Genomic DNA, 11,649 nt, shown 5'->3' on the forward strand with positions numbered 1-11,649 from the left:
CCTCACCCCTGTTCTTATTGTTTTGAAGCGGCCCGAAGCGACTGCGCAAGCCCTTGTATAGACAAGGCCTACCCTATAGGGCGCAGCGTTCGAATGGACCTCTGCAAATGAGGAGGGGTCAGGCAAATAATTGAAACGGCGGGGATCAGTCCCGGCGCAAGGACTCCGTCAGCGCACCCGGTGAACGCAGGACGGAGCCCAGTTCCACCTTGCTTTTCACACCGAGCTGCAAGTAGCAGTTACGCAAATAGGTGCGCACGGTCGCGGGGCTCAGGGCGAGCATCCTGGCGATTTCCTTGTAGGAGTGGCCCGCGGCGAACAGCATCGCCGCCGTGCGCTCCCGAGGTGCCAGGCCGTCCCCGCCCGAGGGTGCTTCCAGGGACAGGATGACGTGTTCGGCGTTGGGGCTCAGGGTCAGGGCGCAGCGGCCCAGACGAATCACGCAGGGGGCTTTGGACAATTGCGCGATCACCTCCGGTGGCAGCGTGGAACCGCTCCATCCGGGCAGTTCGCGCTGGATGGCGACGCACAACCTGGCCCCCACATAGAGCAGACTGCCGTCCATGCGCGCGACGCCAAAATCACTCGCGCCGTTTTCGCTGTCGAAGCGAATCATGTCCTGCACCTGAAACCGCCACAGCTGGAACAGGTGATCGCAGAACGCCAAAAACAGCTCGGCTTCGTTCTCCTCGAACGCCTGTTCATCCTGCCCCCGGTAGAGGCAGACGAAAAACATCAGGCCGCTTTCGGGCAATTCGTAGGTGATGCTCATCAAGTGATAGAGGTCGAAGCGCCGGGCGAAATCATTGACCGCCTCGCAAGGGTCGTTGAAACCCGTGTCGCACACCACCTCACCGGGACGATTGAGCGTGGCGTAGGAGAATTGATCGTTGGCCGCCACCGGATGCCATTCGGCGGCAAAGGATTCAGGAAGATTGATGCTGCCATGCATCCAGCTTTGCATGGGCACCTCAGGACCTGGTGCAGACATTTCGCCCCACCAGGCAGATGTGAAGGGCACCAACTGACCGAATGCCTGCAGGCCATCGGCGATGAACCGCGACGCCCCGCTCTCCCTCGCCAGCCGGCCCAGGTGCAATACACAATGATTGAACGCCTTGAGCGTGGCCAACGCCCCGTCGTCGCCGACCTTGTTCCCCTCCTCCATCATGGCGATCCCGTTCAGTGCATGATCTGTTGCCGGGACGATGCCATAGCGCCGGGAATGGCGTCCAGTTCGCCGTGACATCAGCAGTTACAACAACCGCTCAGCCGTACAACTGCGGCCGCCGGTCCCGATGCAGGTCATTGCGCGCACTGATGCGCTTGTTGCGCGCCTCGGCGAGGTTCAGCGTGGCCAGCAACATCTGCTCGCCACCCTGCTCCGCCGGCCCGGCCAACGGATAGCCGTCGGCATCGACGATGACCGAGCCCTGGACCCAACCGACTCCACGCTCATGGCCATAGCGATCACAGGCGGCGATGAACATGCGGTTGACCGAGGCATTGGCCTGCACCCGCAGCACTTCGGCCGGGCGCTCGGTTTGCGGCCGCGGACCGTCGGGCCAATTGACCGGCGCGCACAACAGTTCGGCCCCGGCCAGCGCCGCAAGACGCACCCACTCGGGGAATTCCAGGTCGTAGCAAATCAGCATGCCGAGCCGTCCATGCAGCGTTTCGACCACCGGCGGTGGCGCATCGCCGGCCGTGAAGATGTCCTTCTCTGCATCCCACAGATGCGCCTTGCGGTACACCGCGCGCAGGCCGTTGGCGTCGATCATCGCCGCGCTGTTGGCCAATTCATCAGCGGGCAGGCGCTCGCAGAAGCCGCCGACGATCACCAGGTTCAGCTCACGGGCCAGGGCCTGCCACAGTTGCAAGGTCGGACCATCAACGGTTTCCGCCAGGCCCAGCGCCTCAAAGCGGTCGGCAAACAGATAGCCGCTCTGCACCAGTTCGGGCAGCACGACGACTTGCGCGCCCTGAAAGGCTGCCTGGCGAATCGCGCGTTCGGTGAGTGTGCGGTTGTAGGCCAGGTCGCCTATTTTCGGTGCCAGTTGGCAGCAGGCGACCACTGTGTTTTTAGCGTTGTTCAACGCACTGTCTCCGCAGATGAATGGGTCATGGCGACGATGTCGCTTTCGCTCAGCGCGTCGATCACCCGGCGTTCGGCGGCCAGATCAATCGAGCGACTGAGCAGGTAGTAGGTCAGCCCCGACACCACAAGACCCACCAGCCAGGCGATGTCCACGCCTTCAAGCATCCGCGCCAGCGGACCAACGAACACTTCCTTGTTGGCCGCTGCGTTGAAGATGTAGAAGAACGGCACCATCGCGGCGAAGCCGATCAGGTACGAAACGATGCCGCGAAATTGCCAGGCGCCGTAGATGCCTTTTGGCGTGAAGAAATGCGGGATCGCATAACGGCCCTTGCGCACGAAGAAGTAGTCCACCAGGTTGACGGCGGTCCACGGCACGAGGAAGTACAGCAGCAACACCAGGAAGGTGTTCAGCAGAGCGATGCCGTCACCTTTGATCGACAGCACGCAGGTCAACAGGATGACGCTGATCACACTGATCGACAGCACACGGGCGCGGGGTGTCGGGGTGATTTTTTTGATCGAGTCGACGCCGGTCAGCAGCGTCAGCATGGCGCTGTAGGTGTTGAGCGCGATGATCGGCAGGAAGCCCGCCACCGAAACGATCACCAGCAGATTGCCCAGCCCCGGAATCATCGACGAGCCGACCTGATTCAACGCCACCAGCGCATCCGCCGCTTTCAATTGCTGCGCCAGCCAGGCACCGAGGCCGATCATCCAGCTGCCCGACAACGAGGCGCCGATGAACACCGCCGCAATCAGTTTCGTCCGGCTGGTGTTTTTCGGCAGGTAACGGGAATAGTCGGACACGTAGGGCGCATAGGAAATGTTGTAGCTGGCACCGATGGCGAACAACGTGGCGAAGGCCACCCAGTTGAAGCCCAGATCGGTCGCCGGCGTGACGCCTTCCTGACCGGCACCGAACATCAGGGCGATGGTCACCAGTGCGTAAAGCGGCAACGTCGCCAGCAAGGCCCACTTGAAGGCCTTGTGCATCAGGTCGTGGCCGTAGATCGACAACAGCGCGCCGATCAGCACCACGGCCACGGCGACGATGGTCGGGTCGATGCCGAACACATGTTCAAGGCCGTTCATGATCAGCGAGATGTTCACCACGTTGAAACCGACGAACACAAACATCGTCGCCATCAACGCCAGGATCACCCCGCGATAACCGAACTGCGCACGGGACTGGATCATCTGCGGCAGGCCCATTTCCGGGCCCTGGGAGCCGTGGAACGCCATGAAAATGGTGCCGAACATGATGCCCAGGGCACCGGCGAGCATGGTCCACAGCGCCGACAAGCCGAGGCTCGGGCCGACAAAGCCGATGGAGATGGTGAAGAAGTGGAAATTGCCGAGGAACCAGAATGGGCCCTGGCTGCCGAGTTTGGCGTGACGTTCGTTTTCCGGAATGTAATCGATGGAGTGGCCTTCGATGGCCAACCCGCCGCTTGCCTCGGTGGCGTGCGCAGACACTGGGGAACCTGACATACGATTGTTCCTATGCTGTTGTTTGTTGTTTTTGTGGGTACAGCGCTCGCTACGACGTCCAGTTCAGGTGAAACTCCAGAAAAAGCTGACGATGACGCTGGTTTCACGGCAATGTAGGGCGTGAGTTCTGGCAGTAAAATAACGCAGGCACACTGTTCACATAGATCAGCATCTATGTAAGCGAGAATCGGGAGCCCCCATGCTGGGAACTGTAACGGAGCTGGATCTGCGTCTGATCCGGGTATTTCTGACCGTCGTCGAAGCGGGCGGCATCTCGGCGGCACAAACCGCTCTCAACACCACGCAACCCACGATCAGCGCGCAACTGGCAACGCTGGAAGCGCGGGTCGGTTTCCGCCTGTGCGAGCGTGGGCGCGGCGGGTTTTCCGTGACGCCCAAAGGTACTCAATTCATTGAGGCAGCCCGACGCCTGCTGGCGGCGGCCGAGGGCTTCCGGGTGGAAGTGCAGCACATCAACCGCAAAGTCTCGGGCAGCATCAACATCGGCCTGCTGGGGCAAATCGATCCGGTGGCGAACAGGAAAATCGGCCAGGCCATTGCCCGTTTGCGGGCGCGGCACGAGGGGCTGTACTTCCACTTCACCGAGCTGTCGTCGTCGCTGCTGGAAGAAAAAATCATCAATGGCCATATCGACCTGGCCATCGGTTACTTCTGGCACCGTTTGCCCAGCATCGATTATTTCCCGCTGTTCCCGGAAACCCAGATTGCCTACTGCGCGCCCTCGCATCCACTGTTCGACCAGGTTGGCGCGCTGACCCGGGAAGATGTCAGCGGGTTTGACTGGGTCTGGCCGAGCCATCCGCTACCGGAAATGCCGGCCCCCACCTCCATCGAACGCCTGACCGTGCTCACCGACAGCATGGACGGCGCGGCCCTGCTGATTCTGTCCGGCCAGCACCTGGGGTTTCTGCCGCAGCACTACGCGACCCGGCATGAACAGCTGGGGCAGTTGCATCCGCTGAACCCGGATCTGCTGCGCTATGAGGTGAGCTTTCATGCGGCGGTGCGACACTCGGCGCGGCAGCGGGACCTGGTGAGTGCGTTCCTGAACGAGCTGATCGAGATTTTCGGTTCACCCTTGTAGGAGCGAGCCGGCTCGCGATGGACTTCCGGGCACCGCTGGGTATCTGGCCCCCCGCGTTATCGTTAACGTCCATCGCGAGCCGGCTCGCTCCTACAAGGGGGGCGCAATGGTGTTATCAGAAGCGGATTTCAGCAGCCGGGACCACATCGATCCGGGCCACCGAGCCGCTCAGATCTGCCCAATCCTTGTTGTGTTGGGCAATGATGTCCTCGGCAGTGACATTGCCATTGTCGACGGTGGAGTGCGCGTCGGCGGCCAACACCACGTCATAGCCCAATTGATGCGCCTGACGCAGGGTTGCATTCACGCAGTAATCGGTTTGCAGGCCGCAGATGACCAGCCTTTCGAAGTCTTCTACCGGCAACAACCGTTGCAGGTTGGTCTGATAGAACGAATCGCCAGTGGTTTTGCGTACGCGATGATCTTCGGGCGATGTTTGCAGCCCTTCGGCCAGTTGCCAGCCCGGGACACCGTGTTTCAACAGACCATCCTCTTCTTCATGCTGGATCAGCACCACCGGAACGCCGGCCTTGCGCGCCCGGGCAGACAGGTCATTGATGGTGTCGATGACCCGTCCAATCTCGAAGCACTCGTACTCCCCGGAACACAAAGCTTGCTGGACGTCGATGATTAACAACGCAGTGGTCATGATTTCCTTCCTTGATATGTCGAGGGATCAGGGGACGAACATAAGCCCGTCCCCCTCCGGACACAACCCTCAATAACCCAGCGACAACCCGGTGTTACGCCGTGGGTCGTTCGCCCCGTAGAAACGGTTATTGCCTACCGGCTTTCCACCCAGGAATGGCGCGCCGACAAGGATCGCCGCCAGGTGGTTGGCATCCTGGGGACCGGTGAACTTGTGGCCCCAGCTCTCGAGGATTTTCACCGTGTCCGGGCTGGTGGTGAAGGTTTCCAGGTTGGTCTCCTCCGGCAGCCACTGTTGGTGGAAACGCGGCGCATCCACCGCCTCCTGGATGTTCATGCCGTAGTCGATCACGTTGAGCATGGTCAGCAATGTCGCGGTGATGATGCGGCTGCCGCCCGGAGTGCCGACCACCATCACCACTTTGCCGTCCTTGGTGACGATGGTCGGGCTCATGGATGACAGCGGCGCTTTGCCGGGCGCGATGGCGTTGGCCTCGCCCTGCACCAGGCCGTACATGTTCGGTACGCCGATCTTCGAGGTGAAGTCGTCCATTTCATCGTTGAGGATGACCCCGGTCTTGCTCGCCATCACGCCCGCTCCGAACCAGTCGTTGAGGGTGTAGGTCACCGACACTGCGTTGCCCCACTTGTCGACGATGGAGTAATGGGTGGTGTTGCTGCCTTCATGGGGCGCTACGCCGGGCTTGAGTTCACTGGATACCGCGGCTTTTTGTGGTTTGATCGCCTCGCGCAGCTTGGTCGCGTAGTTTTTATCCAGCAGGTGGGCAATCGGGTTCTTCACGAAATCCGGGTCGCCCAGGTAACTGTTGCGGTCCACATAGGCGTGGCGCATTGCCTCGATCTGATAGTGCATGCCCTGGGCCGAGTGGTAGCCCAGTTCCTTCATCGGGTAGCCTTCGAGGATGTTCATGATCTCGCAGATCACCACGCCGCCGGAGCTCGGTGGCGGTGCGGAAACCACGTGGTAGCCACGGTAGTCGCACTCGATGGGCGCCAGTTCACGGGTCTTGTATTTGTCGAGGTCGGCCTGGGTGATGATGCCCTTGTTGGCCTGGCTGGAGGTGACGATGGCGTCGGCCACCCAGCCTTTATAGAAACCGTCGGCGCCTTTGTCGGAGATCTCCCGCAAGGTCTTGCTCAGGTCCTTTTGCACCAGTTTCTGGCCGACCTGCATCGGCTCGCCGTTGCTCAAGAAGATCGAGCCGGAATCCTTGATGTCCTTCTTGAACATGTCGGTGGCGTAGTCCAGCAGATCGACATCCCCCTGCTCCAGCACGAAACCGTCTTCGGCCAGTTTGATGGCCGGGGCGATGATTTCCTTGCGCGGCTTGGTGCCGTACTTGGACAGCGCCAGTTCCATGCCCGAAACGGTGCCCGGCACGCCCACGGCCAGGTGGCCACGGGTACTCAGATCGGGAACGACGTTGCCCTCCTTGTCCAGGTACATGTTGGCGGTTGCGGCCAGCGGGGCTTTTTCACGGAAGTCGAGGAAGGTCTTGCGCCCGTCCGCCAGTTGAATGGTCATGAAACCACCGCCGCCAAGGTTGCCTGCCGCGGGGTACACCACTGCCAGCGCATAGCCGACCGCGACCGCCGCATCCACGGCATTGCCGCCGTTCTTGAGCACATCCACGCCCACATGGCTGGCCAGGTGCTGGGCCGTGACCACCATGCCGTTTTCCCCGGTAGCCGGGGCCACGGAGGCGGCATGGGCGGTCAGGCAGCTGAGCGCCAAGGAGGTCGCAATCAGCGATTTGGCAAAAGGTTCGTACTTCATGAGTCGGTCTCTTCTTGTTATTAAACAGGGGAACGTTTCGAAAGCAGTAGGCAAGTATGGTCGGGAATACGTATTGCGCCTCCCCGCCGAGGCAGTATCCTTAACGCCTGTTCAGCAATTTTGCGCGAGCCCTGGCATGACCTATACCTGCACCACCGTGGCCTCCCCCGTGGGCCAGTTGAAGCTGGTCGCGAACGGTTCACGACTGGCGGCCATCCTCTGGGAAAACGACAAACCCGGGCGGGTGTGCCTGGAACCGATGAGCGAAGCGCCGGACAATCCGATCCTGGTGCGTACGGCTGCGCAGCTACACGAATATTTTTCCGGCACCCGCGATCGCTTCGAACTGGATCTGGATTTTGCCGGCACGGAATTTCAGAAGAAGGTCTGGGCGGCGCTGCTGACCATCCCGTTCGGCGAGACCCGCAGCTACAGCCAGATCGCCGAACAGATCGGCAACCCGGCGGCAGTCAGGGCGGTGGGTGCGGCGAATGGCAAGAACCCGATTTCGATCGTGGCGCCCTGTCATCGGGTGATTGGCGCGTCAGGCAAGCTCACCGGGTTTGCCGGTGGGCTTGAGGCGAAGGCGTTGTTGCTGACCCTGGAGGGCTGCGAGTGGTCAGGCGCCAGTCGCATGGATGATTTGTTTTAGGGACGCACTTCATCTTTGTGGCGAGGGGGCTTGCCCCCGTTGGACTGCGCAGCGGTCCCAAAAGCATTTGTACTTTTATTCTGGACGTTCGCACGCTCCGCGATGACGACTGCTTCGCAGCCGAACGGGGGCAAGCCCCCTCGCCACAAAAGCCCTTCCACCACAGGATCAGGTTGGGGCGAAGAGGTTTTTCATCGCCGCATACTGCAATAGCATGATGGTCTTGGCGTCGCAGATTTCGCCACGGTAAAACGCTTCGAGCGCGTCCTCGAACGTCCACTCCAGCACTTCCAGCTCTTCGGTTTCCGCCTCCAGCCCGCCACCGTCGCTGACTTTCGACTTCGCGTCGTATTCGGCAATGAAGAAGTGCAGTTTTTCCGTCACCGAACCGGGGCTCATGTACGCCTCGAACACCTTCTGCACATGGTGCACGCGGTAACCCGTTTCCTCCTCCGCTTCATCGCGGATGCGGTCTTCAGGTGCCGCGCCTTCCAGCAGCCCCGCCGCCACTTCGATCAACAGCCCATCGTGACCGTTGACGAACACCGGCAGGCGAAATTGCCGGGTCAGTACCACGGTTTTCTTTTCGCGGTTGTACAGGAGAATCGCCGCGCCATTGCCACGGTCGTAGACCTCCCGGACCTGGCGTTGCCACTCGCCGTTGTTGCGTTGGTAATCGAAGGTGATTTTCTTGAGCAGGTACCAGTCGTGGGACAATACCTGAGACTCAAGGATGTTGACCCGCTCGGCTGTGTTCGACATGACAACGCGTCCTGTGATTTGTCTGAGGGTCCACATGTTAAGTGAAAACGCACAGCCTTTGCCCCCTCAGGCAAGCTGCGCCTTGTACTCCTTCTCGTATTGTCCGGCCAATGACTCTTTCTGTTTGTCGTTGAGCAGCTTGCCAGCCATCTGGAAGAACTTCTGCTCTTCTTCCTCGAGGTGATGATGCACTTTCTCCGAGAGTTTCTTCGCGGTCACCAGCCAGGCCGGGCTGGACATCTCGGTGTCGTCCAGTTCCTCCATCATTTCGTCCATTTCGTGATGTTCGGCGATGCCATGACGGCTGAGGTCGACACCGTTGTCGAGCTCCATCAACGGGATGTAGAAATGCCGCTCTTCGGCCGTGGCGTGAGCTTGCAGTTCTGACTTGAGTTGTTTGTAGGCCTCGACGCGTTCGGGGCTGTCGCCGCTGGTGTGGATCAGGGCTTTGGCGTAAGTACGTTGGCGTTCATGGCTTTCGCGCAGGGCTTCGAAAATATTCACGGCGTGTCCTCATCGGTCGCACTCTGGAATGACGCGTACTAATGAGTGACATCTGCGCGCAGGCGACGGTTCCACCTGCTTTGTGCCGATGGAACATTCGCGGCGACCACGCTAGGCTGCGGTTTCACTGCCATAAGGATATAGCCATGAACCTGCGTATCGAACTGTCGCAAAACCCCACGGAAGAACAACGCCAGGCCATCCTCAAACCATTGCGCGCGTACAACAGCTCGAAAGCCGAAGGCAACGTGCCCGAGCATATCGCCTTGCTGGTGCGCGACGACAACGACGAGATCCTCGGCGGCCTGCATGGCCGATTGTTTTACCAGTGGCTGTACATCGACTTGCTGGTGGTGCCGGAACAGGCCCGGGGACAGGGCCTGGGTTCGAAACTGATGCAGATGGCCGAAGACCTGGCGCGGGAACGGCGCTGCGTCGGGCTGTGGCTCGACACCTTCGAATTCCAGGCACCTGGGTTCTACAAGAAATGCGGCTACAGCGAGATCGGGCACATTGCCGATTACCCGCCGGGCCACAAGCACTTCTTCTTCCAGAAACGCTTGAGCTACTGATCCATACCGCCCCCCTGTAGGAGCGAGCCTGCTCGCGAAAAAAACCGGAACGCCGCGGGGTGTCAGGCATCCAGCGTTTTCGTTGACGACCATCGCGAGCAAGCTCGCTCCTACAGGGGGTACAGCGTCAGATCAGAGGCAAGTCGCCAACGCCGCCAAGCGGCGCTTGGCTACGAAATCGTCCTTCTGTGCGTAGTAGCTCAACACCGTGCCCGAGGCATCGGTGGTCACGTCGACGAAAGACTCCGCCGAACGGGTGTAAACCGTCGTGCCGCCCTTCTCCCCCGGTTGCAGATAGGCAGCGGCATCGACGCCGAACACGGCCTCGTCCTGCCAGGAAAACTGCACGCACTGGGCGACGTCTTTGCCCGGTTTTTCCGAGTTCAGGGTCTTGTACGGGGCCTTGGTGCGGGCGTCGTTCATCGCCGAACCGGCGCATCCGGCCAGCAACGTCACGGCCAGCGCCACCATCAGAATTCGCATTGCATTCACTCATCAGGAAAAAGCGGACTTTATCACCCCGGCAGCCCGTATCGTTCTGCTTTACTGCATTTATACCGCGACAGCGCGCAACGATTCGCGCACCCTGTCGCGCCAATAACGCCCCATCGCACCCATGACTGGAAACCTGATGACACCTAATGCCGAGTTCTACAAACCGAGCACTGAATATGCCGACAAGCTGATCAGCCAGATCGGTCAGACGCCTTCCTGGATAGCCAAGCGAATCGGCGTCACCGACAAGCGGATTCGCTACATCCTCGACGGCGAAAGAACCGTCAAAGGCGAAACCACGCCGATCCAGATGACCTACACCGAACAGTTTGCCCTCGAATGCCTGGCGGCAGCGGCCAAGGCCAGTAAGAAGCAATCCTCGTAACCCGTTCTCAAGGAGCGACCATGGCGGCAACCGAACTGCAGCATGAGCAAGCACTGAAGCGGTTTCTCGATGCGCGCCCCGAGTTGCGCGAAGAACTCGACCACCTCAACCCGCTGTTGGCCCAGGCCAAGGGTGAAACGGCGGCACAGTATCGCGAAGAACGGCTGCACGAAGCATTTGAAGCTGAAGCTGAACGCCAGCAGTTGTTCGCCTGGGAACTGACGTTGCAGTTAACTGCCGCCACGCCCCGGGACTACGAAGCGCAGCGCCTTGAAGTGCACCGGGAAGTGGCGGAAATGGCCGGCATGGACTGGCTGGAATATTGCGAGTTGAATGGGATAAAACCGTAAACACTGTTCATGGAGGCCATCGCCGATGCTGCCCAACACCGCCAGGACCCACGCCAGCCCAGGTCATTTGCACACACAGAAATGGCGCGGGCGCATAGGCTTGAGCCTGGTGGCCATGCTCTCGGTACTCGCCGGCATGACCGACGCCATCGGCTTCATGGCCAGTGGTGATTTCGTCTCGTTCATGAGCGGCAATACCACCCGGATGGCGGTCGCCATCAGTACTGGTGACCTTGGGTTGACCCTGCGCCTGGTGATCCTCATCGCCACCTTCATCGTCGGCAACGCGCTGGGCATTATCGTCAGCCGCCTGGGCAGACGCCGGACCCTGCCCTTGTTACTGTGCATTGCCGCCCTGCTGTGCGCCGCCGCGGCCTGGCCGTATGACGAGCAACTGCCAGCCCTGCTGGCGGCGATCATCGCCATGGGCATGCTCAACGCCGCGGTGGAAGAAGTGAATGGTCTGCCGGTGGGCCTGACCTATGTTACCGGTGCCCTGTCGCGTTTCGGCCGCGGGCTGGGCCGCTGGATGCTCGGCGAACGACGCAGCGGCTGGCGGGTGCAGTTGATCCCCTGGACCGGCATGTTCGCCGGCGCGGTACTCGGTGCCGTGCTGGAACATCACCTGGGGCTCAAGGCGTTGTTTGCCAGTGGCCTGCTGGCTGCCGGGCTCGGGGTGTTGTCGTTGAAGATCCCGCGGCGCTGGCAGTTGGGGTATATGCCGCGCTGAGTCTGGTGTTGGATGGGGGGGGGGGGGGGGGGGGGGGGGGGGGGGGGGGGGGGGGG

General features: G+C 60.8%; 14 protein-coding genes. 6 read left to right on the forward strand and 8 right to left on the reverse strand.

Features of this window, described 5'->3' with window-relative positions; translation table 11 throughout:
- Positions 1-145 precede the first annotated feature (145 nt).
- From AC1Q6Y_RS07535 to AC1Q6Y_RS07545, 3 genes are all read right to left on the reverse strand, one after another.
- On the reverse strand, positions 146-1,168 hold the full coding sequence (locus AC1Q6Y_RS07535) for a helix-turn-helix transcriptional regulator (protein ID WP_492624322.1): 1,023 nt from the start codon (positions 1,166-1,168) through the stop codon (positions 146-148).
- 100 nt (positions 1,169-1,268) lie between these two features.
- Complete coding sequence (locus tag AC1Q6Y_RS07540) at positions 1,269-2,096, reverse strand: nitrilase-related carbon-nitrogen hydrolase (RefSeq protein ID WP_492624303.1); 828 nt, start codon at positions 2,094-2,096, stop codon at positions 1,269-1,271.
- A complete protein-coding gene (locus AC1Q6Y_RS07545; RefSeq protein WP_492624304.1) occupies positions 2,093-3,592 on the reverse strand; it encodes a purine-cytosine permease family protein in 1,500 nt (499 codons plus the stop codon). The genes AC1Q6Y_RS07540 and AC1Q6Y_RS07545 overlap by 4 nt, the downstream gene beginning before the upstream one ends.
- A gap of 199 nt (positions 3,593-3,791) precedes the next feature.
- On the opposite strand from AC1Q6Y_RS07545, the gene AC1Q6Y_RS07550 reads away from it, so the two are divergent.
- Positions 3,792-4,697 carry a LysR family transcriptional regulator gene (locus AC1Q6Y_RS07550; RefSeq protein WP_150814734.1) on the forward strand — a complete coding sequence of 302 codons (906 nt, stop codon included), beginning with the start codon at positions 3,792-3,794 and terminating at the stop codon, positions 4,695-4,697.
- A gap of 115 nt (positions 4,698-4,812) precedes the next feature.
- On the opposite strand, the gene AC1Q6Y_RS07555 is transcribed toward AC1Q6Y_RS07550, so the two are convergent.
- Both AC1Q6Y_RS07555 and ggt read right to left on the reverse strand, forming a co-directional pair.
- Positions 4,813-5,346 (reverse strand): cysteine hydrolase family protein, encoded by a 534-nt coding sequence (locus AC1Q6Y_RS07555; RefSeq protein WP_154908733.1) that lies wholly within the window; start codon positions 5,344-5,346, stop codon positions 4,813-4,815.
- 69 nt (positions 5,347-5,415) lie between these two features.
- Positions 5,416-7,143 (reverse strand): gamma-glutamyltransferase, encoded by a 1,728-nt coding sequence (gene ggt, locus AC1Q6Y_RS07560; RefSeq protein WP_492624305.1) that lies wholly within the window; start codon positions 7,141-7,143, stop codon positions 5,416-5,418.
- A gap of 136 nt (positions 7,144-7,279) precedes the next feature.
- On the opposite strand from ggt, the gene AC1Q6Y_RS07565 reads away from it, so the two are divergent.
- Positions 7,280-7,795 carry a methylated-DNA--[protein]-cysteine S-methyltransferase gene (locus AC1Q6Y_RS07565; protein WP_492624306.1) on the forward strand — a complete coding sequence of 172 codons (516 nt, stop codon included), beginning with the start codon at positions 7,280-7,282 and terminating at the stop codon, positions 7,793-7,795.
- A 168-nt stretch (positions 7,796-7,963) separates the two neighbouring features.
- On the opposite strand, the gene AC1Q6Y_RS07570 is transcribed toward AC1Q6Y_RS07565, so the two are convergent.
- Together AC1Q6Y_RS07570 and AC1Q6Y_RS07575 are read right to left on the reverse strand one after the other, a co-directional pair.
- Positions 7,964-8,557, reverse strand: coding sequence for an NUDIX domain-containing protein (locus tag AC1Q6Y_RS07570; protein ID WP_150814738.1), 594 nt, complete (start codon positions 8,555-8,557; stop codon positions 7,964-7,966).
- Between the two features lie 66 nt (positions 8,558-8,623).
- Positions 8,624-9,061, reverse strand: a complete 438-nt coding sequence (locus AC1Q6Y_RS07575; protein WP_218496225.1) for a hemerythrin domain-containing protein — start codon at positions 9,059-9,061, stop codon at positions 8,624-8,626.
- A gap of 146 nt (positions 9,062-9,207) precedes the next feature.
- Here AC1Q6Y_RS07575 and AC1Q6Y_RS07580 point away from each other — a divergent pair, with 146 nt between their 5' ends.
- On the forward strand, positions 9,208-9,633 hold the full coding sequence (locus AC1Q6Y_RS07580) for a GNAT family N-acetyltransferase (protein ID WP_407515614.1): 426 nt from the start codon (positions 9,208-9,210) through the stop codon (positions 9,631-9,633).
- Positions 9,634-9,765: 132 nt separating this feature from the next.
- Here AC1Q6Y_RS07580 and AC1Q6Y_RS07585 read toward each other — a convergent pair whose 3' ends face one another.
- Positions 9,766-10,116 (reverse strand): hypothetical protein, encoded by a 351-nt coding sequence (locus AC1Q6Y_RS07585; RefSeq protein ID WP_090456593.1) that lies wholly within the window; start codon positions 10,114-10,116, stop codon positions 9,766-9,768.
- A 148-nt stretch (positions 10,117-10,264) separates the two neighbouring features.
- Between AC1Q6Y_RS07585 and AC1Q6Y_RS07590 the strand changes: the two genes are divergently transcribed.
- The 3 genes from AC1Q6Y_RS07590 to AC1Q6Y_RS07600 are packed head-to-tail and all read left to right on the forward strand — an operon-like array spanning position 10,265 to position 11,593.
- The gene (locus AC1Q6Y_RS07590) at positions 10,265-10,513 is read left to right on the forward strand and encodes a hypothetical protein (protein ID WP_008015571.1); all 249 of its coding nucleotides are present in this window, start codon (positions 10,265-10,267) and stop codon (positions 10,511-10,513) included.
- A gap of 20 nt (positions 10,514-10,533) precedes the next feature.
- Entirely contained in the window at positions 10,534-10,863 is a 330-nt protein-coding gene (locus AC1Q6Y_RS07595; protein ID WP_057714183.1) for a DUF6388 family protein, read from the forward strand.
- A gap of 25 nt (positions 10,864-10,888) precedes the next feature.
- A complete protein-coding gene (locus tag AC1Q6Y_RS07600) occupies positions 10,889-11,593 on the forward strand; it encodes a YoaK family protein (RefSeq protein WP_057714182.1) in 705 nt (234 codons plus the stop codon).
- The last annotated feature ends 56 nt before the right edge of the window (positions 11,594-11,649 follow it).

Source organism: Pseudomonas sp. GW823-FHT06E10 (assembly GCF_058794995.1).